The following is a 24,741-nucleotide window of genomic DNA, read 5'->3' on the forward strand; positions in this document are numbered from 1 at the left end:
ATGCCGCAGGGCAAGCCCGAGGTCGTCCCCGACGACGGCCTCACCACCCGGCAGCGCAGGAACAGGCCGCTGCTGATCGTGCACACGGGTCCGGGCAAGGGCAAGTCGACGGCCGCGTTCGGGATGGCGTTGCGGGCGTGGAACCAGGGCTGGCCGATCGGCGTGTTCCAGTTCGTGAAGTCGGCCAAGTGGCGCATCGGCGAGGAGCGGGCCCTGCGCGTTCTCGGCGATTCGGGCGAGGGCGGCCCTGTGACCTGGCACAAGATGGGCGAGGGCTGGTCGTGGATTCAGCGTCCAGGCACGGAGGAGGACCACGCGGCAGACGCCCGCGAGGGCTGGGAGCAGATCAGGCGCGACCTGGCGGCGGAGGCCTACCGGTTCTACGTGCTCGACGAGTTCACCTACCCGCTCAAGTGGGGCTGGCTCGACCTGGACGACGTGGTGGAGACGCTCGCCGGCCGTACGGGGAGCCAGCATGTGGTGATCACCGGCAGGGACGCGCCGGAGAAGCTGCTCGCGGCGGCCGACCTGGTGACGGAGATGGGCAAGGTGAAGCACCCCATGGACGCGGGGCAGAAGGGGCAGAAGGGCATCGAGTGGTAGTTCCGCGCCTGGTGATCGCCGCGCCCGCGTCGGGCAGCGGCAAGACGACCGTGGCGACGGGGCTGATGGCGGCGCTGCGGGCGCGTGGGCTGCGGGTCTCGCCGCACAAGGTCGGGCCCGACTACATCGACCCCGGCTACCACGCGCTGGCGACGGGTCTGCCCGGACGCAACCTGGACCCGTGGCTGACCGGCGAGGAGCTGGTGGCGCCGCTGTTCCTGCACGGGGCGGCGGGCGCGGACGTCGCGGTGGTCGAGGGCGTGATGGGGCTGTTCGACGGCAGGGGGGACACGGACTTCGCCTCGACCGCGCACGTCGCCAGGCTGCTGGACGCGCCCGTCGTGCTGGTCGTGGACGCGGCGCGGCAGAGCAGGTCGGTCGCGGCCGTCGCGCACGGGTTCGCCACGTTCGACCCGCGGGTGCGGGTGGGCGGGGTCGTCCTCAACAGGGTGGGCTCCGACCGGCACGAGCAGCTGTGCAGGTCGGCGCTGGCGGCGGCGGGAATGCCGGTGCTGGGCGCGATCAGACGGGACGACGCGGTGTCGACGCCCTCGCGCCACCTGGGGTTGATCCCCGCCGCCGAGCGGGGGCGCGAAGCGGTGGCCGCCGTGGACCGGCTGGGTGAGCTGGTGGCCAGGTCGTGCGACCTGGAGGCGCTGGTACGGCTGGCACGGACCGCTCCCGCGCTGGACGAACGGCCGTGGAACCCGGCCGAGGCCCTCCTCCTGCGGGCTTCGGAGACCGGCAAGGGCGGGACCTCTGTGGTCGCGGTGGCGGGGGGAGCGGCGTTCACGTTCGGCTACGCCGAGCACGCCGAGCTGCTCAGGGCGGCGGGCGCCGAGGTGGCGACGTTCGACCCGCTGCGCGACGAGGCGCTCCCAGAGGGCACGGCGGCCGTCGTGATCGGCGGCGGCTTTCCCGAGATGTACGCGGCCGACCTCGCCGCCAACGAGCCGCTCAAGCGGGAGATCGCCGCCTTCCGCGGCCCGATCGCCGCGGAGTGCGCGGGCCTGCTGTACCTGTGCGAGAGCCTCGACAATCACCCCATGTGCGGAAAAATCATGGCGAAGGCGGAAATGACGCCCAGGCTGACCCTCGGCTACCGCGACGCCACGGCCACCCGCGACTCCCTGCTCACCCGCGCGGGCGAGCGCTACCGGGGCCACGAGTTCCACCGGACGGCCGTGACCAGTGCGGACGAGCCCCTCTTCCGATGGGAGGGCGGGGGAGACGGCCACGGAGACCCGCTGGTGACCGCCTCCTACCTGCACCTCCACTGGGCAGGCAGCCCGCTGTCGGCTCAGCGGCTGGTGTCGTCCTCCAGGTCGCCCTCCGCCTTGAGATAGGCCTCCTGGAGCTCGCGCAGCACGTCGGGGTCGGGGTGCTCCCACATTCCCCGCTCGGCCGCCTCCAGCAGCCGCTCGGCGATGCCGTGCAGCGCCCACGGGTTCGACTTCTCCATGAACTCCCTGTTCACGGGGTCGAGCACGTACGTCTGCGTGAGCTTGTCGTACATCCAGTCCGCGATCACACCTGTCGTGGCGTCGTAGCCGAACAGGTAGTCGACGGTCGCGGCCAGCTCGAACGCGCCCTTGTAGCCGTGCCGCCGCATCGCGGCCAGCCAGTTCGGGTTCACCACGCGCGCCCTGAAGATCCGCGACGTCTCCTCCGACAGCGTACGCGTGCGCACGGCGTCGGGGCGGGTGCTGTCGCCCACGTAGGCGGCGGGCGCGCGTCCCGTCAGCGCCCGTACGGTGGCCACCATCCCCCCGTGGTACTGGAAGTAGTCGTCGGAGTCGGCGATGTCGTGCTCGCGGGTGTCGATGTTCTTGGCCGCCACCGCGATCCGCCGGTAGGCGCTCTCCATGTCCTGACGGGCGGGCACGCCGTCCAGGTCGCGGCCGTAGGCGAAACCGCCCCACACCGCGTAGACCTCGGCCAGGTCGGCGTCGTCCCGCCAGTTGCGGCTGTCGAGCAGGGGGAGCAGGCCCGCGCCGTACGCGCCAGGACGGGAGCCGAAGACGCGCATCGTGGCCCGGCGCTCGTCGCCGTGCGTCCCGAGGTCGGCGGCGACGTGGGCGCGGACGTAGTTGTCCTCGTCGGGCTCGTCCAGGGCGGCGATCATGCGCACGGCGTCGTCCAGCATGGCCACGACGTGCGGGAAGGCGTCGCGGAAGAAGCCGCTGATGCGGATCGTGACGTCGATGCGCGGCCTGGCGAGCTCGCCGAGCGGGATCGGTTCCAGGCGGGTGACCCTCCTGGACGCGTCGTCCCACACCGGCCTGGCCCCCAGCAGCGCGAGGACCTCGGCGACGTCGTCGCCCGCCGTACGCATGGCGCTGGTCCCCCACACCGACAGGCCGACCGAGCGAGGCCACTCGCCGGTGTCGGCGCGGTAGCGGGCCAGAAGCGACTCGGCCATCGCCTGGCCGGTCTCCCACGCCAGCTTGCTGGGCACGGCACGCGGGTCGACTGAGTAGAAGTTCCTGCCGGTGGGGAGCACGTTGATCAGGCCGCGCAGCGGGGAGCCGCTGGGGCCCGCGGGGACGTAGCCGCCGTCGAGCGCGTGCAGGAGATGGTCGAGCTCGTCGACGGTCCTCGCCAGCCTGGGGACGACCTCGGTGGCGGCGAACTCCAGGATCCGCACCACCAGCTCCCGCCGCTCCTCCGCGATGGACGCGGCGACCTCGCGGGCCGCCGTCACGTCCCATCCGCGGGCCTCCATGCCTTCCACGAGCGCCCTGGCCGTCGACTCTGCCGCGTCCACGCAGGCCAGGCTCGCCGTACCGTCCTCCGCGAGCCCCAGCGCCTCCCGCAGCCCAGGCAGCGTCTCGGTGCCCGCCCACATCTGCCTGGCCCGCAGCATCGCCAGTACCAGGTCGACCCGCACCGCACCCTCGGGCGCCGCGCCCAGCACGTGCAGGCCGTCGCGGATCTGCGCGTCCTTCACCTCGCACAGCCAGCCGTCCACGTGCAGCAGGAAGTCGTCGAACTCCGTGTCGTGCGGCCGGTCGGCCAGCCCCAGGTCGTGGTCGAGTCGCGCCGCCTGGATCAGCGTCCAGATCTGCGCCCTGATCGCGGGCAGCTTGGCCGGGTCCATCGCCGCGATCGAGGCGTGCTCGTCCAGGAGCTGCTCCAGCCGCGCGATGTCGCCGTAGGTCTCGGCGCGCGCCATCGGCGGCACCATGTGGTCCACCAGGACGGCATGCGCCCGCCGCTTCGCCTGGGTCCCCTCGCCGGGGTCGTTCACCAGGAACGGGTACACCAGCGGCAGATCGCCCAGCGCCGCGTCGGGCCCGCACGCCGCCGACATGCCCGCCGACTTGCCCGGCAGCCACTCCAGGTTCCCGTGCTTGCCGACGTGCACCATCGCGTGCGCGCCGAACTCCGCCGACAGCCACCGGTAGGCGGCCAGGTAGTGGTGACTGGGCGGCAGGTCGGGGTCGTGGTAGATCGCGATCGGGTTCTCGCCGAAGCCTCGCGGCGGCTGCACCATCACCACGACGTTGCCCGCCTGGAGCGCGGCGAGCACGATGTCGCCCTCGTGCACGAACAGCTCGCCGGGCGGCGGCCCCCAGTGCCGCTCCATCGCCTCGCGCAGCTCCCAGGGAAGCGTGTCGTACCAGGCGATGTACGCAGCGGCCGGGATGCGCACCGGGTTGGCGGCGAGCTGCTCCTCCGTCAGCCACTCCTGGTCCTGGCCGCCCGCCGCGATGAGCGCGTGGATGAGCGCGTCGCCGTCCCGCTCCGCGACGCCGGGCAGGCCCTCGCCCAGGTCGTAGCCTTCGGCGGCCAGCCTGGCCAGCAGCTTCACCGTGCTCGCGGGCGTGTCGAGGCCGACCGCGTTGCCGACGCGCGAGTGCTTGGTCGGATAGGCCGACAGCATCACCACGAGCTTCTTCTCGGCGTTCGGGACGTGCCTGAGCCTGGCGTGCCGTACGGCGGTGCCCGCCACGCGGGCCGCCCGCTCGGGATCGGCCGCGTAGACGGTCAGCCCGTCCTCGTCCACCTCCTTGAACGAGAACGGCACCGTGATGATTCGCCCGTCGAACTCGGGGATCGCCACCTGCGAGGCCGCGTCGAGCGGCGACAGGCCGTCGTCGTTCTCCTCCCACGCCTGCCTGCTCGTGGTCAGGCAGAGGCCCTGCAGGATCGGCACGTCGAGCTCGGCCAGCGCGCCCACGTCCCACGCCGCGTCGTCGCCGCCCGCTCCCGCCGTCGCGGGCCGCGTGCCTCCCGCGGCCAGTACGGTCACCACGAGCGCGTCGGCCCTCCGCAGCGTGTCGAGCAGCTCGGGCTCCGCCGTACGCAACGAGGAGCAGAAGACCGGCAGCGCCCGCCCGCCCGCCTCCTCGATCGCGTCGCAGAGCGTCCGCACGAACCCGGTGTTGCCCGCCATGTGGTGCGCCCGGTAGTAGAGCACGCCCACGACGGGACCTTCGGCGGCCTGCTCCCTGTCGAGCAGCCCCCAGGTCGGGGTCGGCTCGGGCGCGGCGAACCCGTGCCCGGTCAGTAGCACCGTGTCGGAGAGGAAGGCGTGCAGCTCGGCCAGGTTCGCAGGGCCGCCGTGGGCGAGGTAGGCGTGCGCCTCGGCGCAGACGCCGCCGCTGACCGTGGACAGCTCCATCAGCTCGGCGTCGGGCGCCTGTTCCCCGCCCAGCACCACGACGGGGCGCGGCCCCGCGAGCAGGTGGTCGAGCCCCTCCTCCCAGGCCCTGCGCCCGCCGAGCAGCCGCACCACCACCAGGTCCGTGCCCTCGACCAGCGCGGGCAGGTCGTCGACCGTGAGCCTCGCGGGGTTTCCCAGCCGGTACGGCGCGCCGCTCGCCCTCGCGCTGAGCAGGTCGGTGTCGGAGGTCGACAGCAGCAGAACGGCCGTGCTCTCGGGCACAGGGAACTCCTCCCTCGGGGTCCTCGCCCCGGTCGCGGGTGTCACGAGTGCGGGAGTCTCCTGGCTCCCGGATCGACGCACACCCCGGCCTTCCCATCCGTCTCCGGACAGTGGCCTGCGGTGGGGTTCGCTCCCCGGTCACAGTGGCGGGACCGCGCCGGCTTCGCACCGGCTTCCTCCGTCGCCCTCGTCTGCGATCAGACTAGAGGGTTTTGGACGGGTTACCATCCTCCGCGTGGACATAACTGCGGACATAGGCGACTTTTCGGGCCAGGCGCGCCCTGACGCGTGTCCTGGGGCTCTCCAGGTCCACACCGCCGCGGACGGCGCCCTCGCCAGGGTCCGCATCCCGGGAGGCGCGCTCTCGTCGGGCCAGCTGAGAGAGCTGGCCGCCTGCGCCGCCGAGCTCGGGTCCGGCGTGATCGAGCTGACCTCCCGCGCGAACGTCCAGGTCCGCGGCCTGCGTGCCCCCGACCCCTCGGACCCTTCGAGCGTGCCGGCCTTCGCGGCCCGGATGGCGGCGGCGGGGCTGCTGCCGTCCGCCACGCACGAGCGGGTGCGCAACATCCTCGCCTCCCCCCTCGCGGGTCGCGCCCCCTCGTCCCTCGTGGACGTCCGGCCGCTGGTCGCCGCCCTGGACAGAGGGCTGTGCGGCACCCCTGAGCTGGCCGCGCTCTCGGGCCGCTTCCTCTTCGCGCTGGACGACGGCACCGGCGACGTCCTGTCCTGCGGCGCCGACGTGACCTTCCTCGCCACCTCGCCCTCCGGCGGCGTGCTGCTGCTCGGCGGCGTACGGCCCGGGCTGCCCGTGGACGTGTCCGACGTGGTCGCGCTGATGCTCGCGGCCGCCACCGCGTTCATGGAGCTCAGCGACGGCACCGCGTGGCGCGTCACCGACCTCCCCGAAGGCCCCGCCCGGCTCGCGGCTCGCCTGACCGACGCGGTCCAGGAGAGCCCCGCCCAGCCCGCGGTCCACCTGGCCGAAGAGCCCGGCCTGACCGGCTCGGAAGGCGTGCGGGTGCATGATGCCGGGATTTTCCGGCAGGTCGACGGGGCTGTCGCGCTCGAGGTAGTGGTCCCGCTCGGCCGCCTGTCCGCCCACCAGGCCACGGCGCTCGCCGACGCCGCCCTCGAGGCCCGCGTCACGCCGTGGCGTACCGTCGTCCTGCCCGGCCTGCCGCCCGATGCCGTGCAACCGGTCGCGGACAGGCTCACCGAGGCGGGCCTGGTCACCGTCCCCGGCACCTCGTGGGCCGGGCTAAGCGCCTGCACGGGCCGCCCCGGCTGCGCGAAGTCCTTGGCCGACGTCCAGCTCGACGCGCGACGCTGGGCGGAGCGGCCGGACCACGAACCAGAGGCCCGTCCCGTCCACTGGGCCGGGTGCGAGCGGCGCTGCGGGCGTCCCGCCGGAGAGGTGGTCGACATCGTCGCCACTCCGACCGGCTACCGGGTCGCAGGCCGTACCGAAGAAGAGGGGAAATGACCGACTACATCCGCGACGGCGCGGAGATCTACCGGCGCTCGTTCGCCACCATCCGCGCCGAGAGCGACCTCGCGGGACTACCCGCGGATGTCGCCCAGGTGGCCGTCCGCATGATCCACGCCTGTGGTATGACCGACCTGGTCACCGACCTGGCCTACTCGCCCGGCGTGGTCGCCGCGGCGAGAGCGGCCCTGCGCGGCGGCGCCCCGATCCTGTGCGACGCCATGATGGTCGCCTCGGGCGTCACCAGGGCCCGCCTGCCGAAGGACAACGAGGTGATCTGCACGCTCGGCGACCCGGGCGTGCCCGAGCTGGCCGAGCGGATGGGCACCACGCGCAGCGCGGCGGCGGTGGAGCTGTGGCGCGAACGGCTGGACGGCGCCGTCGTCGCCGTGGGCAACGCGCCCACCGCGCTGTTCAGGCTGCTGGAGCTGGTCGAGGAGGGCGCGGGCCGCCCGGCCGCGGTGCTCGGCATCCCGGTGGGCTTCATCGGGGCGGCGGAGTCGAAGCAGGCGCTGGCGAGCAGCGATCTGGAGTACCTGGTGGTGCACGGTCGCAGAGGCGGCAGTGCGATGGCGGCGGCCGCGGTCAACGCGATCGCGAGCGAACAGGAGTGAGCGGCGTGGCGGGACGGCTGTTCGGGGTGGGGCTGGGGCCTGGGGACCCCGAGCTGGTGACGGTCAAGGCGGCCAGGCTGATCGGCGAGGCGGGCGTGATCGCCTACCACAGCGCCAGGCACGGCAGGAGCATCGCGCGCTCGATCGCGCTGCCGTACATGCGGGAGGGGCAGGTCGAGGAGCTGCTGAAGTACCCGCTGACCACGGAGACCACCGACCATCCCGGCGGCTACCAGGGCGCGCTCGACGACTTCTACGCCGAGTGCGCGCGACGTCTGGCGGCCCATCTGGACGAGGGCAGGGACGTGGTGGTGCTGTGCGAGGGCGACCCGCTCTTCTACGGCTCCTACATGCACATGCACAAGCGGCTCGCCCACCGCTACGAGACCGAGGTGGTGCCGGGCGTCACCTCGGTGGCGGGCGCCGCGGCCGTGCTCGGGCGTCCGCTGGTGGAGCACGAGGAGACGCTGACCGTGCTGCCCGGCACGCTCCCCGCCGACGTCATCACCGAGAAGCTGAGGAACGCGGACTCGGTGGCCGTGCTCAAGCTCGGCAGGACCTTCGAGAAGGTCCGCGACGCGCTGGCCGAGGCGGGCCGCCTCGACGAGGCGTGGTACGTCGAGCGGGCGACCACGGCGAACCAGCGGATCGAGCCGCTGAAGGACGTGGACCCGGCCGGCGTGCCGTACTTCTCGCTGGCGCTGCTGCCCAGCGGCGGCGGACGCGACGACGACCACCTGGAGCCAGGGGTGGCGGTCGTCGGTCTCGGGCCCGCGGGTTCGCAGTGGCTCACCCCCGAGGCGCGGCACGTGCTGGCCGAGGCGACCGACCTGGTCGGTTACGGCCCCTACGTCGACAGGGTGCCGCAGCGGGCGGGCCAGATCAGGCACCGCACCGACAACAGGGTCGAGGCCGAGCGCGCCGCGCACGCGCTGGAACTGGCCCGTGAGGGCCGCAGGGTGGCGGTCGTCTCCTCAGGCGATCCCGGCGTGTTCGCGATGGCCAGCGCGGTGCTGGAGGCGGCCGAGGACTTCCCCGACGTTCCCGTGCGGATCGTGCCTGGTCTGACGGCCGCGCACGCCGTGGCGAGCAGGGCGGGGGCGCCGCTCGGGCACGACTACTGCGTGATCTCCCTGTCCGACCTGCTCAAGCCGTGGGAGATCGTCGCCGGGCGGCTGCGGGCCGCCGCCGTGGCCGACCTGGTGCTGGCGATCTACAACCCCGCCTCGCGCAGCCGTACCTGGCAGGTGGGCGCGGCCCGCGACCTGCTCTTGGAGCACCGTGAACCGGCCACCCCCGTGGTGATCGGGCGCGACGTGGGCGGACCGCAGGAGACGATCACCGTCACCACGCTCGGCGAGCTCGACCCCGAGCGGGTGGACATGCGCTGCCTGCTGATCATCGGCTCCTCCACCACGCGGGTCACAGGGGAAGGCGTCGTCTACACCCCGAGGCGCTACCCCGCCTGAACCCACGCCACGGCCGCCGCGACGCTGTCCACCAGCACCGCCCCCTCGGGCAACGGCGGCCGTCGCACGACCAGCACGGGCAGCCCGAGCTCGTCGGCCGCCGCGAGCTTCGCGGTGGTCATCTCGCCGCCGCTGTCCTTGGTGACCAGCACGTCGAGGCGGTGCTCGCGGATCAGCGCCCGCTCGCCCTCGACGGTGTACGGCCCGCGCGCCAGCACCACGTGGACGTTGGCGGGGACCGGCGGCGCGGGCGGGTCGACCGACCTGGCCAGGAACCACAGGCCGGTCAGGCCCGCGAACACCGGCAGGCTTCTGCGCCCGGTCGTCAGGAACACGCGGCGGCCGAGCGAGGGCAGCACCCGCGCCGCCTCCTCCAGCGAGTCGACCAGCACCCAGCCCTGCCGCGGCGGCCAGCCGGGCCGCCGCAGCACCAGCAACGGCACTCCCGCGGTACGGCACGCCTCGACGGCCGAGGCCGTCATCCGCCGCGCGAACGGGTGCGTGGCGTCCACCACGGCGTCGATGCCGTTGGCGGACACCCAGGCGGCCAGCCCCTCGGGGCCGCCGAACCCGCCGACGTGCACGTCGCCCACCGGCAGCCTGGGCTCGCGCACCCGTCCCGCCAGCGACGACACCACGTGGACGGCGCCTTCGAGGGCCGCCGCCAGCGCCCGCGCCTCGGCCGTGCCACCCAAGATCAAGATCCGTCGCCTGCGGTCGTGGGGTGTCACGGCCGGCGGCAGCGTTCGGCGGAGTACAGGTGGCTGTCGGGGAACTGCGTGGCCGCCAACACCCTGCCCACCACGATCACCGCGGTCCTGACCACACCCGCCGCCTTCACCTGATCGGCGATGTCGGCCAGCGTCCCCTTGATGACCAGTTCGTCGTCACGGCTGGCCCTGGCGACGACCGCCACGGGACAGTCGGCCCCGTAGGCGGGGACCAGCTCGGCCGCGACCTCCGCGATCCGCTGCACGGCCAGGTGCAGCACCATCGTGGCCCTGCTGGCCGACAGCGTGGCGAGGTCCTCGCCCTCGGGCATCGGCGTCGCCCGCGCAGAGGTCCTGGTCAGGATGATCGTCTGGCCGACGCCTGGCACGGTCAGCTCCCTGCCGAGCGACGCGGCCGCCGCCGCGAACGCGGGCACCCCCGGCACCACCTGGTACGGCACGCCGATCGCGTCGAGCCGCCGCATCTGCTCGGCCATCGCGCTGAACACCGAAGGGTCGCCCGAGTGCAGCCTGGCCACGTCGAGCCCCTTGGCGTGGGCGTCGGCCAGCTCGGCGACGATCTCGTCGAGGGTGAGGTTCGCGGTGTCGACCAGCCGGGCGCCCGGCGGGCACGACTCCAGCAGCTCCTCCGGCACGAGCGAGCCCGCGTACAGGCATACGGGCGAGCTCTCGATCAGGCGCAGCCCGCGCAGCGTGACGAGGTCGGCCGCGCCGGGCCCCGCGCCGATGAAGTGGACGGTCACGTGCCGGTCTCCTTGGTCGCTGTCCAGATGGTCACCGGCATCATGGTCCGCCAGCCGGTGAAGCCGCCCACGGGGGAGGCTCTGCTGACCGAGAGGCGGACCAGGTCGCCGCCGTGCCTGCCGTACCAGGTGGTCAGGACGGACTCCGACTCCAGCGTGACCGCGTTGGCCACCAATCTGCCGCCGGGCGGCAGGGCTCGCCAGCAGGCCTCCAGCAGGCCGGGTACGGTGGCCCCTCCGCCGACGAACACCGCGTCGGGGGCCGGCAGCCCCTCCAGCGCCTCGGGCGCCCGCCCCGTGACGACCTTCAGCGCTGGCACGCCCAGCGCGGCCGCGTTCCGCCCGATCCTGGCCGCCCGCTCGGGGTCGCTCTCGACGGCGATCGCCGCGCACGTGGCGTGGGCGCGCATCCACTCGATCGCGATGCTGCCCGCGCCCGCGCCGACGTCCCACAGCAGCTCGCCGGGCAGCGGGGCGAGGCGGGCGACGCTGACCGCGCGCACCTCGCGCTTGGTGAGCTGGCCGTCGTGCTCGAACGCGTCGTCGGGCAGCCCCGGCACCAGCGGGCGCGGCACCGTCCCCTCGTCGGCCACGCACTCGACCGCGACCACGTTCAGGCTTGAGCCCTCCTGCCGCCAGGTGACGGCCGTTCCCGTGAGGTGCGACTCGGCCGCCGAACCGAGGTCCGACAGGACGTGCAGGACGCTCGCGCCGTAGCCGTGCTCCTTCAGCAGTCCCGCCACGCGGGCGGGCCCGCTCGCGTCGGCCGCCAGCACCAGCAACCGACGCCCCGGCAGTACGGCACGCCGCAGCGCGTCGAGGGGCCTGCCCACCAGGCTGATCACCGCCGTCTCCTCGACCGGCCAGCCGAGGCGCGCGCACGCCAGCGACAGGCTGGACGGATGAGGCAGCACGCGCAGGTTCTCCGGACCCGCGAGCCTGGCCAGCGTCGAGCCGATCCCGAAGAACATCGGGTCGCCGCTGGCCAGCACGCACAGCGCGGCATCACCGAACTCTGCCAGCAGCCCGGGCAGCGCGGGCAGCAGCGGCGAGGGCCAGCGCACCTTGCGCGCTCCGGTCTCAAGGACCAGGTCGAGCTGGCGGGCCGAGCCCAGCAGCACCTCCGCGTCCTGCACGGCCTGCCGCGCCTGGGACGTCAGGCCGTCCCAGCCGTCGGCCCCGATGCCGACGACGGTGATCACACTGTGCCCATGGCTCTGGTGACGCTGATCTCGATGACGACCCTGGCGGGGTTCGGCCGCGGCGGCTTGTAGCGGGCGGTGTAGCGGGCCTCGGCGTCGGCGACCTGCTCGGGCTCGGTGCGCACCACGGCCGTGCCCTCGAGCGTGGACCAGCGGCGGCCGTCGACCTGGCACAACGCCACTCGCGCGCCGTCGCTCCCCGCGAGCGTGCGCGCCTTGTGCGAGGCGCCCGAGGTGATGACCCTGGCGATCCCGGTCTCCAGGTCGAGCGTCGCGCCCACCGGCACCACGTGCGGCGTGCCGTCCGGTCTGACCGTGGTCAGCGTGCACAGGTGCCGCTCCCGCCAGAACTCGGCGAACTCCGCTCCCCGCGCGGCCAGATCCACCTTCGCCCCTTCCGTCTGGTTCTCGTGCACGGTCAGCGTAGCGAGGCCGTTTGCCCGGGTCATCGGGGCGGGGCTTGCGGACAGCGGAGGAGGCTCTGCAAGGATGTGGGCATGAGCGCTGTGAAACTCGACGGCAAGGCGACCGCGGCCAAGATCAAGGCGGACCTCACCGCGCGGGTGACCGCGCTCAAGGCACGGGGCGTCGTCCCCGGGCTCGGCACCGTGCTGGTCGGCGACGACCCCGGCAGCCAGATCTACGTCGCGGGCAAGCACCGCGACTGCGCGGAGGTCGGCATCGCCTCCATCCGCGTCGACCTGCCGGAGACCGCCACCCAGGCCGACGTCGAGGCCGCCATCGACGAGCTCAACGCCTCGCCGTCCTGCACCGGTTACATCGTCCAGCTCCCGCTGCCCAAGCACCTGGACACCATGGCGCTGCTGGAGCGCATGGACCCCGCCAAGGACGCCGACGGGCTCCACCCCGTCAACCTCGGCCGCCTCGTGCACATGGTCGACGCGCCCCTGCCCTGCACGCCGCACGGCATCGTGCTGCTGCTGCAGGAGTACGGCGTGCCGCTGAAGGGCGCCGACGTCGTGGTGGTCGGTCGCGGGATCACGGTGGGGCGCTCGCTCGGGCTGCTGCTGACCAGGCGCACCGAGAACGCGACCGTGACGCTCTGCCACACCGGGACCGCCGACCTGGCCGCGCACGTGCGGCGCGCGGACGTCGTGGTGGCGGCCGCAGGCGTGCCGGGGCTCATCACGGCGGACATGGTGAAGCCCGGCGCGGCGGTGCTCGACGTGGGCGTGTCGCGGGTGGACGGGAAGATCGCGGGTGACGTGGCGGCGGACGTGGCCGAGGTGGCCGGGTTCCTCACGCCGAACCCGGGTGGCGTGGGGCCGATGACGCGGGCGCTGCTGCTGTCCAACGTGGTGGAGGCGGCCGAGCACGCGCTTCGCTGAGGTCCTTCCGAGGTGGCCGCTCCGGGAGCGGGTCAGCTGAGGGAGCGGAGGGCCTCGCGGAGGTTGCCAAAGGTGCGGTCGAGGGCGGCGCGGGCCTCGGTGGGGTCGGCGCCGGTGAGGAGCATGATGACGGCGGCGGGCACCGACCCGTCCGCCGCGCGGAGCGCGGGCCCGACCTCCGAGTCCGGCAGTCCGGTGATGGACGACACCATGTCCTGAGCGCGTGCCCACAGCTTCTCGTTCGAGGCCACCAGGTGCGACATCAGGTTCCCGTGCGTGCGGCCGAGCCGCACCATCGTCAGCGTCGAGATCATGTTGCAGACCAGCTTCTGCGCCGTCCCCGCCTTCAGCCTGGTGGACCCCGTCAGGAACTCGGGGCCCACCACCACCTCGATGGCGATCTCCGCCGCCGCGCCGAGCGCCGAGCCCGCGTTGCACGCGACTCCGACGGTCAGCGCACCGGCGGCGCGGGCGTGCCGTACACCTCCCACCGCGTACGGTGTCCGCCCGCTGGCCGAGATGCCCACCACCGCGTCGGCGGCCGACACCTCCACCTCTGTCAGGTCGGCGACGGCCAGCGCTGCCGAGTCCTCCGCGCCCTCGACGGCGACCGCGAAGGCCGAGGGGCCGCCCGCGATGAGCGCGAACACCTCCGAAGGCGTGGTGCCGAAGGTGGGGCCGCACTCGCTGGCGTCGAGCATGCCGATGCGGCCCGCCGTACCGGCTCCGAGGTAGATCAGCCTGCCGCCCCGCCGCAGGCGCGCGGAGACGGCGTCGACGGCGGCGGCGATCCGCTCGGACTGCCCCGCCACCGCGGCGGGCACGAGGGCGTCCTGCTCGCTCATGCGTTTGACCAGGTCGATCGTGGGGAGCGCGTCGAGGTCGTCGAGCCCGGGCAGCCGCTGCTCGGTGACGAGATCCGAGATGCCGCGCGTCATGGTCCCCCCGCAGGATGGAGAAAAGCTAGCCACACCCGACTATAGGTGAAAGTTTCCTTCATAGGGGCCTTCGGCGGTCCGTTATCGGGTCCTGAAGACCTCGAGCGCCTCCCTGGTCGCGCGCAGCGCCGTCTCCGAGCTGTCGAACGTGCGCTGCGCCAGCCCGACGAAGATGCAGTCGACGATCAGAAGCTGGCTGATCCTGCTGGCCAGCGCCCCCGGCCGGAACGCCGTCTCCCGTCCCGCCGACACCAGCACGTGGTCGACCGTCTGGGCCAGCGACGAGCGCGGGTTGTTGGTGATGGCGATGGCGAGCGCGCCCGCCTCCTTCGCCGTCCTGGTGGGCTCGATCACGTCGGTCGTCTCGCCCGAGCAGCTCACCGCCACCACGACGTCGCCCTCGCGCAGCAGCGCGGCGCTGGTCAGCGCGAGGTGCGCGTCGTTGAAGGGATGGCTGGACAGGCCGATGCGCATCAGCTTGTGCGCGAGGTCGGCCGCCACGAGTCCCGACGCGCCTACGCCGTAGACGTTGATCCTGCGCGCGGCGGCGATGGCCGCCACCACCTCGCCCAGCTGGTCGGGCACGAGCTGTTCCGCGGTGTCCGACAGCGCGTCCACCTCAGCCCGCGTCACCTTGGCGATCACGTCGGTGAGCGGGTCGTCGGGGCCGAGGTCGCCGGGCACCAGCCGTTCGGGCGTCTCCCTCGCGACGGCGCCCGCCAGCGCGAAGCGGAGCTGGGAGTAGCCGGAGTAGCCCAGGGCGCGGGCGGTCCGCACGATGGTCGCCTCGCTCGTGCCCGACACGGCGCTGAACTCGGTGATCGTGCTGCGCACGACCACGCCCGGGTCCTCCAGGATGATCCTGGCGATCGCCTGCGCCGCGGGGGTGAGGGAGGGCAGCACCGCCCGCACCGCCGAGACCGGGTTGACCGGCTCGTTCATCTGGTCAGCCACCGTGCCACCGCCTTCGCCGAGACCTTGGAGATGCCGTGCGTGGCGATGTGGGCCGCGCCCGCGGGCTCGCCTGGGATGCCCGTCTCGACGACGATCACATCGGGGCGCCGCCGTACGGCCTCCGCCACCGTCTCCCGCACCCATGGGTGACGGGCAGTGTCGTGGACGACCAGCACCACGGGCCGCTCGTCGAACTCGGGGGTGGAGGTCCGCTCCGTCCCCGGCAGAATCTCGCCGAGCGCGGCGGCCAGGCCGGTCGGGGTGTTCGGGTCGATCGCCTGGTTGTGCCGGGTGTTCACCTCGACGACGAGCGGGGCGGTGGTCAGCCGGGCGGAGCCCGTGATGGTGAGCGCCCTGACGGCCGCCTCCATCCCGGCCTCGTCGTCGGGTTCGGCGTCGCGCGGTTGCCTGCCGTACCACTCGGAGAGGGCATGAACCCGCCCCGCCGCCTCGGCCAGGCGCTCCTCTCGCAGCGTCCCGTCCAGGACGGCGGCCACGATCGCGTCGCGGATCTCGTAGAGGCCCTCGGCGGTGACCAGGCCCGCGCAGATCGCGTCCACGCCCGCGGTGAGCGCCCGCACGGCGATCTCACCCGGCGAGTAGATCGCCGCGACCGCCTTCATCTCGATCGCATCGGTGACCAGCATCCCGTCGAAGCCGAGCTCCTCCCGCAGCAGCCCGGTCAGGATCGTACGGCTCAGCGTCGCGGGCGTCGACGGGTCGAGCGAGGGGATCAGCAGGTGCCCGCACATGACGGACCGCACGCCCGCCTTGATGGCCGCCTCGAACGGCGGCAGGTCGCGATCGCGCAGCTCGGCGAGGGAGGCGTGCACGGTCGGCAGCGCCAGGTGCGAGTCGGTGACGGTGTCGCCGTGTCCGGGGAAGTGCTTGGCGCACGCGGCCACGCCCGCTCCCTGCACGCCCTGGATGTAGGCGACGGAGTGGCGCGCGACGAGGTCGGCGGTCGGCCCGAAGGAGCGGACGCCGATCACCGGGTTGGCCGGGTTGGCGTTGACGTCCACGGAAGGGGCGTAGTCAAGCGTGATGTCCAGCTCGGCGAGCATTCGCCCGATCTGGCGGCCCACCCGCTCGGTCAGCGCCACGTCGTCGACCACGCCGAGCGCCCTGTTGCCAGGGAAGGAGCTGCCTTCGCGGGCCTCCAGCCGGGTGACGACGCCGCCCTCCTCGTCGATGGCGACCACGGCGCCGGGGTTCTCCGCGCGCAGCGAGGCGACCAGCGCTGCCGTACCGGCCGAGACGTTGCGCGCGAAGAGCACGGCGCCGCCCAGCCCTTCGCCCAGCGCCTTCCTCAGCCAGTCGGGGGCGGTGCCGCCCTCGAACCCGGGTTGGAGGACGGTCAGGGCGAGTCTGTGCAGGTCAGCGGTCACGAGACCTCCTCGGTCGGCCTCATGACCGAGCGGCTGGGTCGCCAATCGGCCAAGGCGGCATTTTCCTTCACAATTGTTGATCTGAAGGTAATTTTCTGCCATCGTCACCCTCGAACACAACCACCTCCCCCGAGAGGCACCCCCCATGCCCACAAGAAGGACCGTTCTGAAGGGTCTGGCCCTCGCCGCGGCCGCCTCCGTCGTGCCGCTCCCCGCCTTCGCCGAGCCCGACTACGTGCCGCCGCTGCGCCAGATGCGCGGCATGTGGATCGCTTCCGTCGTCAACATCAACTGGCCGTCGAAGCCGGGGCTGACCGCGGACCAGCAGAAGGCGGAGTTCATCGCCTGGCTCGACCTGGCGGTCCAGCGCAAGCTCAACTCGGTGTTCGTGCAGATCAGGCCCACGGCCGACGCCTTCTGGCCATCGACGTTCGAGCCGTGGTCGCAATGGCTGACCGGCGTCCAGGGGCAGGATCCCGGCTACGACCCGCTGGGCTTCGCCGTCGAGGAGACCCACAAGCGCGGCCTCACCTTCCACGCGTGGTTCAACCCCTACCGCGTCTCGATGCAGGCCGACCCCGCCAAGCTGCACCCCTCGCACCCCGGGCGCGTCCACCCCGACTGGATCCTCCCGTTCGGCGGGAAGCTCTACTACAACCCGGGCCTCCCCGAGGTGCGCAAGTTCTGCCAGGACGCGATGCTCGACGCGCTGACCCGCTACGACATCGACGGCCTGCACTTCGACGACTACTTCTACCCGACCAACACCACGGCCTTCGACGACGCCGCAACCTTCGCCAAGTACGGCGCGGGCTTCCCCGACCTGGCCGCGTGGCGGCGCCACAACGTGGACCTGATGGTCTCGGAGATGCAGCAGCGGGTCCGCGAGGTCAAGCCGGAGGTCGCGTGGGGCATCAGCCCCTCGGGCATCTGGCGCAACAAGGGCACCGACCCGCTCGGCTCCGACACCAACGGCGGCCAGTCCTACGACAGCCTGCACGCCGACACCCGCGGCTGGGTCAAGAAGGGGTGGCTCGACTACATCGCGCCCCAGCTCTACTGGTACATCGGCCAGCCGCCCGCCGACTACAGCAAGCTCGTGCCCTGGTGGTCCGACGTGGCCGACGGCACCGGCACGATGCTGTGGATCGGCCAGGCCGCCTACAAGGCGGGCGACCCCGCGCAGGTCCCGCAGTGGCAGGACCCCGCCGAGCTGGCCAGGCACCTGACGCTGAACAGGGCGCACCCGCAGATCGGCGGCGACATCTGGTACAACGCCAACGACGTGCGCGTCGACAGGATCGGCTCGATCAGCACCGCGGTGAAGGACCACTACCAGCGGCCCGCGCTCCCGCCCCTGCTGCCCAGGCTCGCCGACGGCGAGAAGCCCAAGCGGCCCGTCCTCGCCTACGCGCGCAGGGTCAGCGGGGGCGTCGAGCTGAACGTGATCGCGACGGGCAGGCACGAGCCGTTCCAGTTCGCGATCTTCAGGTCGGCCGACGAGATCGACCAGTTCGACGACGCCCGCAACCTGGTGGCGGTCATCCCCGGCGACAGGCTCGTCCGCTGGGTGGACGCCGAGGGCAAGAAGGGCGACCACTACTACGTCATGGCCGTGGACAGGGTCAGCAGGACGAGCAGGCCGAGCCACGGTCGCAGGGTCTGGTAGGGATCGGCCCGACGTCCGGCGACGACGGCATCGAGGCGTCGCCGGCCGGGCGACGGAGCACGGCGCCCTCGCCGGTGTGATCATCCACACCGGCGAGCGGCCCGTCCGCCGAACTACCCTCGCCCGTCACGACGGGCGAGGGTCCGCGCGCTCGACACCGTGATCCCTCCGGCGGCGGCCCGCGCGACCCGCACCGCTCAGGCTGCCGGAACCCCTCGCCGAAGCACCGGTCGCCCTGCGGATCAGCTGGCGCGGCGACCCGCCGGCTGGCTTTCCTGGGACGTTCCAGAGCGCTGTGGGGGCACCACCGGAGTCGGCCTGACCAGGCCGAGCGCGACCACCTCGTTGGCCAGCCTGGTGCGCCTGTTGGTCCCCTCGGGGATCCTGAACTTCTGGTAGAGCCTGAGCAGGTGCTGTTTCACCGCCGCCTCGGTCACCACCAGGTCATCGGCGATCTCGCGTGCCGTCGCGGGGGCGACGAACGCCTCGTCCGACAGCGCGGGCCTGCACAGCGACGTGAGCACGTCGACCTCGCGCCTGGTCAGCTCGGGCGCGGCGGCCCTGCGCAGCTCGACCTCCGGCGTGAAGTCCTCGCGCGGCACGCCGCCGACGCGCCCGCGCGCCGCCCCGAAGGAGACGACGTCGCCGTCGTCAAGGACCCTCCGGGCGATCGGCCTCCCGTTCACCCGCGTGCCGTTGCGGGACAGGCCCAGGTCAACGACATACAGGTACGGTCCGCGCCGTACGAACTCAGCGTGGAGCCGAGACACGCTCGGGTCGGTCAGCCGGATGTCGACACCACGGCCCCTTCCCACAGTCGTGATCTCGGGACGCAACGGGACCACCTCGCCGGTGTCCTCGATGCGTATGAAGGGCCCCTCCACGGCAGTTCCTCCCCAGGTAGCCCGCCGTTACTGTTACTACAGCTCCGGCTTACCCAAACGAAGGGATGGGGAATCGCCTTTGCCATAAGGAGAATCCGGCGTGAAATTGGTCTGGACCTCTGCGGCCGGTTTTACCTGCTCACGGGTAGACTTCGGACGAAGATAAGCGGAGGAAACACACATGGCGGACAAGCCCACAAAAGGCCTGGCCGATGTCGTCGCCGCGTCCACAGCGCTGAGCGACATCGACGGGAAGGCCGGTCGCCTCTTCTACCGTGGATACGACATCCATGACCTGGCCGGCCGCGCGACGTTCGAAGAAACCGCCCACCTGCTGCAGCGCGGCAAGCTGCCCACACGCCAGGAACTGGGCGAGTACGGCGAGGAACTCGTCAGGGGACGCGAACTGGGCGCGCTGGTTTCGGCCAACATCGCCGAGATCGCGGAGAAGCAGAAGCCGATGGAGGCGCTGCGTTCGCTGGTCTCCCTCTCCGGAGCCGACGATCCCGACAAGGACTCCATCGCTCCCGACGCCAACCTGCGCAAGGCCGCGAGGCTGACCGCTCAGCAGCCGCAGCTCGTGGCCAGGTACCACGCCGCTCGCACCGGCAAGGCCCTGATCGACGCCGACGACTCCCTCAGCATCGCGGGGAACTTCCTCCTGCAGGTCACGGGGCGCACGCCGACGCAGCGCGAGGCCGAGATCTTCGATGCCTGCCTGGTCCTGCACGCCGACCACACCATGAACGCCTCGACGTTCGCCGCCCGCGTGTGCGCCGCGACGCTGTCCGACATGCACTCGGCCATCGTCGCCGCCATCGGCACGCTGAAGGGCCCGCTGCACGGCGGCGCGAACGAGCAGGTCATGAAGACGCTGGAGTCGCTCGACCCGTCACAGGTGGCGCGGTCGGTGCGCGACAAGCTGGCCGCGGGCGAGAAGATCATGGGCTTCGGCCACCGCGTCTACAAGACCGAGGACCCGCGCGCCACGCACCTGCGCAGAATGTCGGAAGAGCTGGCCACGGCCTCGGGCGACGACACCTACTATCGGATGTCCAAGGAGATGGAGGAGGTCGTCTTCGAGACGAAGAGCCTCTATCCCAACGTCGACTTCTACGCCGCCACCGTCTACCACTACCTTGGCATCCCGACCGACCTGTTCACGCCGGTCTTCTCGATCAGCCGCATGTCCGGATGGACCGCGCACGTGATCGAGCAGCACGCGGACAACAGGCTGATCAGGCCGGACAGTGAGTACATCGGCGAGCGTGACCAGAAATGGAAGCCCATCGACGAGCGATGAGCCGGGCTGGAGAGAGTGAGGCTCCAATGCCAACGGAAGCCCAGGCGAACGCGACCATGGGCCCGCCTGGAGAGAGCGAGGGAACTGCTGGGTCCACCCGGCAGGGGCATCCCTCCCTTGATATGGTTCTCATGTTCGAAACGGGCAGGGCTTGTCCGTCGCCTACCCCGGCTGGGGAAAGCGAGAAGCCGCTCTCCTTCGGGGAGCGGAGGAGTCACAGGCACCAGGGATGAGCCAGGCAGAAGAGGGCGAGGGCGCCCGCGTCAGCGGACGCCCGAGCGATGAGGGATGGGGACCGTACCCGCTGATTCTGGCGGGTGCGGCTGTCGGCGTGCTCGTGCTCTTCCTGGTGGACGCCGAATGGGGCGGGTTCGCGCTGGGAGCGATTCTCCTGGTCGGGGCCGCCGTCCGATTCGCTGGGTACGGCGGGGCGCTTGCCGTACGAGCGAAGAGCATCGACGTCTGGACGATGGCGGTACTCGGAGCCGCGCTGGTGGTCACCGCGCTGTTCCTGGAGTACCCCGCACTGAAGGCGCAGCTCCTGGCCCTTTTCGGCCGATGACCACGCCTCCGATAACCTCAATCATTATTTGTCACGAAGGGGAACCATACGCATGCCCAAGATCAAGGTAGAGGGCCCCGTCGTCGAGCTTGACGGCGACGAGATGACCCGGATCATCTGGCAGTTCATCAAGGACCAGCTGATCCTTCCCTACCTCGACGTCGACCTGAAGTACTTCGACCTCGGCATCGAGCACCGCGACGCCACCGACGACCAGGTCACCATCGACGCCGCCAACGCCATCAAGAAGTACGGCGTGGGCGTCAAGTGCGCCACCATCACCCCTGACGAGGCCCGGGTGGAGGAGTTCGGCCTCAAGAAGATGTGGAGGTCCCCGAACGGGACCATCCGTAACATCCTCGGCGGCGTCATCTTCCGCGAGCCGATCATCATGTCGAACGTGCCGCGCCTGGTTCCCGGCTGGACCAAGCCGATCGTCGTCGGCCGTCACGCCTTCGGCGACCAGTACCGCGCCACCGACCTGAGGATCCCGGGCCCGGGCACGCTGACCCTGACGTACACCCCCAAGGACGGCTCCGAGCCGGTCGAGATGGACGTGTACGACTTCCCCGGCGGCGGCGTCGCGATGGCGATGTACAACCTGGACGAGTCGATCCGCGACTTCGCCCGCGCCTCCATGCGCTACGGCCTGGCCCGCAACTACCCGGTCTACCTCTCGACGAAGAACACGATCCTCAAGGCGTACGACGGCCGCTTCAAGGACATCTTCGCCGAGGTCTTCGAGACCGAGTTCAAGGCGGACTTCGAGAAGGCCGGCATCACCTACGAGCACCGCCTCATCGACGACATGGTCGCCGCGGCGCTGAAGTGGGAGGGCGGCTACGTGTGGGCGGCCAAGAACTACGACGGCGACGTCCAGTCCGACACCGTCGCGCAGGGCTTCGGCTCGCTCGGCCTGATGACCTCCGTCCTCATGACCCCCGACGGCCAGACCGTCGAGGCCGAGGCCGCTCACGGCACGGTGACCCGTCACTACCGTGAGCACCAGAAGGGCAACCCGACCTCCACGAACCCGATCGCCTCGATCTTCGCGTGGACGCGCGGTCTGCAGCACCGCGGCAAGCTCGACAACACCCCCGCGGTGATCGAGTTCGCCGAGAAGCTCGAGCGGGTCTGCGTCGAGACCGTCGAGAGCGGTCAGATGACCAAGGACCTCGCGCTGCTGGTCGGCGGCGACGCCAAGTGGCTCACCACCCAGGACTTCCTGGCGACGCTGGACGAGAACCTGAAGAAGAAGATGGCCTGACCCTCCTCTTCCTCCCGTTCGAGGGCCGCCCCCGGGCGGCCCTTTCGCGTCCCCTGACGTAGAACCCGCTTCGGCAAAGAGATCCCCAAGCCCCGAAAGCCCGCCACGCCCCCGCGCCGTGGCGCCCACCGGGGGATCGGCGCCGTTCACGCCGCCGCGTGCCTTCTGGCTGATTCCATACCAGCGCACGGTCCATTCACGTCCCGTAGTTGGGTATGAGCCCCCTGTAGTCGATCTACCGGGGGGTTCCCATGCGGATGCTGGGTGCAGGGCTGATAGTGATAGGCGCGTTGTCCGCCGGCTGTGGCGGCGCGAACACCGCGGCGAACGTCGCCAAGCCGCAGCTGGACCAGGCCGCCGTTCTACGACAGGCACAGGCCGCCAAGGCCGCCAAGATGGCGGCCGCGGTCAAGGTCAAGGCCAACGAGCTGGGCCAGATCCCAGTGATCATGTTTCACCGGGTGATCGACAAGCCGGCCACCCAGGACGACCGCACGCCCCAGCAGTTCCGCTCCGACCTCGAGCGCATGGTCAAGGACGACTACGTGCCGATCAGCGCCGCCGAGTTCGTCTCCGGCAAGATCGACATCCCGGCGGGCAAGCACGCCGTCGTCCTCACCTTCGACGACTCCTCGCCCGCGCAGCTCTCGATGGACGAGCTCGGCCAGCTGAAGCCCAACACCGCGGTCGCGATCCTGCTGGACGTCGCCAGGAAGAACCCCGGTTTCCGCCCCGCCGCCACCTTCTACGTGACCCGTGACATGTTCGGCAAGACCACGCCGGAGGAGCAGTCGCAGATGCTGCTGTGGCTGAAGCAGAACGGCTTCGACATCGGCAACCACACCCGCGACCACCTCAACCTCCTGGGCAAGTCGCAGAAGGAGGTGACCGCCGAGATCGCGGCGGGTCAGCGGCTGGTCACGGACCTCGGAGGGGCGCCGCCGATCACGCTGGCGCTGCCGTACGGGAACCAGCCCCGCAAGAAGGAGTGGGCGGCGAACGGCAAGAGCGGCTCGACCGTCTACAAGCACGCCGGGGTGTTCCTGGCCGGGTACACGCCCGCGCCCGCGCCGTTCAGCAAGAACTTCGACCCGCTCGGCATCCCGCGCATCAGGGCCATGGACAAGAAGGGCGACTGCTCGCAGTTCTGCTCGACCGCGTGGTTCGACTGGCTGAAGACCAACTCCGACCAGCGCTACACCTCGGACGGCGACCCGACGACGGTGGCCTACCCGAAGTTCAAGGCGCCCTTCCTGCGCAAGGCCTTCGCGCAGCGCGCGCTGCCGTACTAGGAGACGGCGCCGAACCCCACGGGGGTCGAGCGGCAACCGCTCGACCCCGGTGGTCCATGGCCGGGGTTCAGCCCTCGCGGGTGGCGAAGCGGATCCCCGCGGCCTGGAGGCGGTCGATGAGCGGCCTGCCCATGGCGACGGCCGTGGTGAGCTGGCCCGCCACATCGGGCACGTCGTCGAAGGCCAGGCACAGCGCCGACTCCGCCAGCATCTTCGCGGTCTCGGAGTAGCCGGGGTCGCCGCCCGAGACCTCGGTGATGACGCGCTCGCCGCCGCCCTCGCCGAGCAGGGTGAGCCTGAACCAGCTGCGCGCCCGCTGCTCCGCCGAGGGCCCGTCACCCGCGGCGATCCTCTTCACCAGCCAGTCGCGGCCCGCGGGGATCTGGGCGACGACCGTCATCGCTCCCGCCCCCGCCGCCACGGCCAGCGCGGACGGCAGCCGCCTGACGGCGAAGTACTGGCGGTAGGTGAAGTCGGGGCCGTAGCGGTCGAGAGCGCGGGCGGAGCGGCCGACGATCTGGTGGTCGATGGTGGGCATGGGCAGCGCCCAGCCGCCGACGTAGCGCAGCCCGCCGGGCAGCGCGCTCACTCTGCGGCCCTTCGGCCTGATCTCGGCGGAACGGCGCTGCGTGGCCGCCTCCGCCATCTGCCGCGCCCTCGACATGGCCGTCACCGCCGACTGCAGGGTGCCGCCCGACGGTCTGCCGTCGCCGCGCAGGAATCCGCTCACCTTGAGCGGAACGTCCGAGGGCAGCAGCTCGACCGTGTACAGGACGCCGAGGTCGTAGGGGATGGAGTCGAAGCCGCACGCGTGCACGATCTTGGCCCCGGTGCCGCGGGCCAGGCCGTCGTAGCGGACGAACATCCTGTCGACGAACTCGGGCTCGCCGGTCAGGTCCACGTAATGGGTGCCTGCCTGGGCGCACGCCTTGACGAGCGGCTCGCCGTACCGGATATAGGGGCCGACGGTGGTGGCGACCACGCGCGCCCGGCCCGCGAGGGCGTCGAGGGAGGCGGGTTCTGTGACGTCGGCGTGCAGGAGGGGGACGTCCAGGCCCAGCGCTTCGAGCTTGGCGCGATCGCGGCCCGCCAGCGCCCATCGGCATCCCGCAGGGGCGACTCTGGACAGGTATTCCGCGGTGAGGGCGCCGGTGAAGCCGGTCGCTCCGAGCAGCACGATGTCGTACATACGCTCCAGAATGACATTCTGTGGACGCGCTGGCGAGAGACGGCACAAGCCTCCTGTGAGCGTTGACACCGCCGATGACACAGGGGCCGGCGTGCAGCGACCTCTCTACCCGGAAGTCACGAACTGTGACGTCACGAACGGTTAACGGTTCCCTGGGGGGTTCCTGAGCGTCGTAAAGTTTGCCTCGTCAGGCAGAAAGCCAACGTG

21 protein-coding genes and 1 riboswitch are annotated in these 24,741 nt (G+C 71.7%); of the genes, 11 read left to right on the forward strand and 10 right to left on the reverse strand.

Features of this window, described 5'->3' with window-relative positions; genetic code table 11:
- Together cobO and AB0B45_RS28435 are read left to right on the forward strand one after the other, a co-directional pair.
- Positions 1–603 carry a cob(I)yrinic acid a,c-diamide adenosyltransferase gene (gene cobO / locus AB0B45_RS28430; RefSeq protein WP_358136443.1) on the forward strand — a complete coding sequence of 201 codons (603 nt, stop codon included), beginning with the start codon at positions 1–3 and terminating at the stop codon, positions 601–603.
- Between the two features lie 8 nt (positions 604–611).
- Positions 612–1,949, forward strand: coding sequence for a cobyrinate a,c-diamide synthase (locus tag AB0B45_RS28435; protein ID WP_358136807.1), 1,338 nt, complete (start codon positions 612–614; stop codon positions 1,947–1,949).
- Here AB0B45_RS28435 and cobN read toward each other — a convergent pair.
- A complete protein-coding gene (gene cobN / locus AB0B45_RS28440; protein WP_358136446.1) occupies positions 1,904–5,494 on the reverse strand; it encodes a cobaltochelatase subunit CobN in 3,591 nt (1,196 codons plus the stop codon). The two genes, AB0B45_RS28435 and cobN, sit on opposite strands and share 46 nt — an antisense overlap.
- A gap of 32 nt (positions 5,495–5,526) precedes the next feature.
- A riboswitch (cobalamin riboswitch) is annotated at positions 5,527–5,712 on the reverse strand.
- A gap of 17 nt (positions 5,713–5,729) precedes the next feature.
- On the opposite strand from cobN, the gene cobG reads away from it, so the two are divergent.
- The 3 genes from cobG to AB0B45_RS28455 are packed head-to-tail and all read left to right on the forward strand — an operon-like array spanning position 5,730 to position 9,063.
- Positions 5,730–6,977, forward strand: a complete 1,248-nt coding sequence (gene cobG / locus AB0B45_RS28445; protein WP_358136447.1) for a precorrin-3B synthase — start codon at positions 5,730–5,732, stop codon at positions 6,975–6,977.
- Positions 6,974–7,594, forward strand: coding sequence for a precorrin-8X methylmutase (locus tag AB0B45_RS28450; RefSeq protein WP_358136450.1), 621 nt, complete (start codon positions 6,974–6,976; stop codon positions 7,592–7,594). The genes cobG and AB0B45_RS28450 overlap by 4 nt, the downstream gene beginning before the upstream one ends.
- Positions 7,595–7,599: 5 nt before the next feature.
- Complete coding sequence (locus tag AB0B45_RS28455) at positions 7,600–9,063, forward strand: precorrin-2 C(20)-methyltransferase (RefSeq protein WP_358136453.1); 1,464 nt, start codon at positions 7,600–7,602, stop codon at positions 9,061–9,063.
- Here the strand turns inward: AB0B45_RS28455 and AB0B45_RS28460 are convergent.
- Genes AB0B45_RS28460 through AB0B45_RS28475 form a run of 4 tightly spaced genes read right to left on the reverse strand, consistent with a single transcriptional unit; the run spans position 9,051 to position 12,125 of the window.
- On the reverse strand, positions 9,051–9,767 hold the full coding sequence (locus AB0B45_RS28460; protein ID WP_358136809.1) for a cobalt-precorrin-6A reductase: 717 nt from the start codon (positions 9,765–9,767) through the stop codon (positions 9,051–9,053). The genes AB0B45_RS28455 and AB0B45_RS28460 overlap by 13 nt on opposite strands.
- A gap of 23 nt (positions 9,768–9,790) precedes the next feature.
- Positions 9,791–10,537, reverse strand: coding sequence for a precorrin-4 C(11)-methyltransferase (gene cobM, locus AB0B45_RS28465; RefSeq protein WP_358136456.1), 747 nt, complete (start codon positions 10,535–10,537; stop codon positions 9,791–9,793).
- Positions 10,534–11,739, reverse strand: coding sequence for a precorrin-6y C5,15-methyltransferase (decarboxylating) subunit CbiE (gene cbiE, locus AB0B45_RS28470; protein WP_358136459.1), 1,206 nt, complete (start codon positions 11,737–11,739; stop codon positions 10,534–10,536). The genes cobM and cbiE overlap by 4 nt, the downstream gene beginning before the upstream one ends.
- On the reverse strand, positions 11,736–12,125 hold the full coding sequence (locus tag AB0B45_RS28475) for a TIGR03618 family F420-dependent PPOX class oxidoreductase (protein ID WP_358136812.1): 390 nt from the start codon (positions 12,123–12,125) through the stop codon (positions 11,736–11,738). The genes cbiE and AB0B45_RS28475 overlap by 4 nt, the downstream gene beginning before the upstream one ends.
- A 111-nt stretch (positions 12,126–12,236) precedes the next feature.
- Here AB0B45_RS28475 and AB0B45_RS28480 point away from each other — a divergent pair, with 111 nt between their 5' ends.
- Entirely contained in the window at positions 12,237–13,088 is an 852-nt protein-coding gene (locus AB0B45_RS28480; protein ID WP_358136461.1) for a bifunctional methylenetetrahydrofolate dehydrogenase/methenyltetrahydrofolate cyclohydrolase, read from the forward strand.
- Positions 13,089–13,120: 32 nt separating this feature from the next.
- On the opposite strand, the gene murQ is transcribed toward AB0B45_RS28480, so the two are convergent.
- From murQ to AB0B45_RS28495, 3 genes are all read right to left on the reverse strand, one after another.
- Positions 13,121–14,026: an N-acetylmuramic acid 6-phosphate etherase gene (murQ, locus tag AB0B45_RS28485; RefSeq protein ID WP_358136463.1), complete on the reverse strand. Its 906-nt coding sequence runs from the start codon at positions 14,024–14,026 to the stop codon at positions 13,121–13,123.
- A gap of 81 nt (positions 14,027–14,107) precedes the next feature.
- Entirely contained in the window at positions 14,108–14,980 is an 873-nt protein-coding gene (locus tag AB0B45_RS28490) for a MurR/RpiR family transcriptional regulator (RefSeq protein WP_358136465.1), read from the reverse strand.
- On the reverse strand, positions 14,965–16,368 hold the full coding sequence (locus AB0B45_RS28495) for a glycoside hydrolase family 3 protein (protein ID WP_358136467.1): 1,404 nt from the start codon (positions 16,366–16,368) through the stop codon (positions 14,965–14,967). Before AB0B45_RS28495 ends, AB0B45_RS28490 begins: the two co-directional genes overlap by 16 nt.
- 145 nt (positions 16,369–16,513) lie before the next feature.
- Between AB0B45_RS28495 and AB0B45_RS28500 the strand changes: the two genes are divergently transcribed.
- On the forward strand, positions 16,514–18,037 hold the full coding sequence (locus AB0B45_RS28500; RefSeq protein ID WP_358136469.1) for a family 10 glycosylhydrolase: 1,524 nt from the start codon (positions 16,514–16,516) through the stop codon (positions 18,035–18,037).
- A gap of 242 nt (positions 18,038–18,279) precedes the next feature.
- On the opposite strand, the gene AB0B45_RS28505 is transcribed toward AB0B45_RS28500, so the two are convergent.
- Complete coding sequence (locus AB0B45_RS28505; RefSeq protein WP_358136472.1) at positions 18,280–18,921, reverse strand: FHA domain-containing protein; 642 nt, start codon at positions 18,919–18,921, stop codon at positions 18,280–18,282.
- A gap of 181 nt (positions 18,922–19,102) precedes the next feature.
- Here AB0B45_RS28505 and AB0B45_RS28510 point away from each other — a divergent pair, with 181 nt between their 5' ends.
- From AB0B45_RS28510 to AB0B45_RS28525, 4 genes are all read left to right on the forward strand, one after another.
- The gene (locus AB0B45_RS28510) at positions 19,103–20,224 is read left to right on the forward strand and encodes a citrate/2-methylcitrate synthase (RefSeq protein ID WP_358136474.1); all 1,122 of its coding nucleotides are present in this window, start codon (positions 19,103–19,105) and stop codon (positions 20,222–20,224) included.
- 229 nt (positions 20,225–20,453) lie between these two features.
- Positions 20,454–20,786: a DUF3017 domain-containing protein gene (locus AB0B45_RS28515; RefSeq protein WP_358136477.1), complete on the forward strand. Its 333-nt coding sequence runs from the start codon at positions 20,454–20,456 to the stop codon at positions 20,784–20,786.
- A gap of 52 nt (positions 20,787–20,838) precedes the next feature.
- Positions 20,839–22,053: an NADP-dependent isocitrate dehydrogenase gene (locus tag AB0B45_RS28520; protein ID WP_358136480.1), complete on the forward strand. Its 1,215-nt coding sequence runs from the start codon at positions 20,839–20,841 to the stop codon at positions 22,051–22,053.
- Positions 22,054–22,304: 251 nt separating this feature from the next.
- Positions 22,305–23,345 carry a polysaccharide deacetylase family protein gene (locus AB0B45_RS28525; protein ID WP_358136483.1) on the forward strand — a complete coding sequence of 347 codons (1,041 nt, stop codon included), beginning with the start codon at positions 22,305–22,307 and terminating at the stop codon, positions 23,343–23,345.
- Positions 23,346–23,412: 67 nt separating this feature from the next.
- Here the strand turns inward: AB0B45_RS28525 and AB0B45_RS28530 are convergent, their stop codons facing one another.
- Positions 23,413–24,543: a saccharopine dehydrogenase NADP-binding domain-containing protein gene (locus tag AB0B45_RS28530; RefSeq protein ID WP_358136815.1), complete on the reverse strand. Its 1,131-nt coding sequence runs from the start codon at positions 24,541–24,543 to the stop codon at positions 23,413–23,415.
- Positions 24,544–24,741 lie beyond the last annotated feature (198 nt).

Origin of the sequence: Nonomuraea sp. NPDC049152 (assembly GCF_040648355.1) — a bacterium.
Taxonomy (GTDB): Bacteria; Actinomycetota; Actinomycetes; order Streptosporangiales; family Streptosporangiaceae; genus Nonomuraea.

Excerpts from the sequence above, each read along its gene's own strand:
- AB0B45_RS28450 (WP_358136450.1), top strand. The coding sequence starts at position 6,974 with ATGACCGACTACATCCGCGACGGCGCGGAGATCTACCGGCGCTCGTTC.
- AB0B45_RS28510 (WP_358136474.1), top strand. The coding sequence starts at position 19,103 with ATGGCGGACAAGCCCACAAAAGGCCTGGCCGATGTCGTCGCCGCGTCC.
- AB0B45_RS28500 (WP_358136469.1), top strand. The coding sequence starts at position 16,514 with ATGCCCACAAGAAGGACCGTTCTGAAGGGTCTGGCCCTCGCCGCGGCC.
- AB0B45_RS28520 (WP_358136480.1), top strand. The coding sequence starts at position 20,839 with ATGCCCAAGATCAAGGTAGAGGGCCCCGTCGTCGAGCTTGACGGCGAC.
- AB0B45_RS28515 (WP_358136477.1), top strand. The coding sequence starts at position 20,454 with ATGAGCCAGGCAGAAGAGGGCGAGGGCGCCCGCGTCAGCGGACGCCCG.
- AB0B45_RS28525 (WP_358136483.1), top strand. The coding sequence starts at position 22,305 with ATGCGGATGCTGGGTGCAGGGCTGATAGTGATAGGCGCGTTGTCCGCC.
- cobO (WP_358136443.1), top strand. The coding sequence starts at position 1 with ATGCCGCAGGGCAAGCCCGAGGTCGTCCCCGACGACGGCCTCACCACC.
- murQ (WP_358136463.1), bottom strand. The coding sequence starts at position 14,026 with ATGACGCGCGGCATCTCGGATCTCGTCACCGAGCAGCGGCTGCCCGGG.
- AB0B45_RS28480 (WP_358136461.1), top strand. The coding sequence starts at position 12,237 with ATGAGCGCTGTGAAACTCGACGGCAAGGCGACCGCGGCCAAGATCAAG.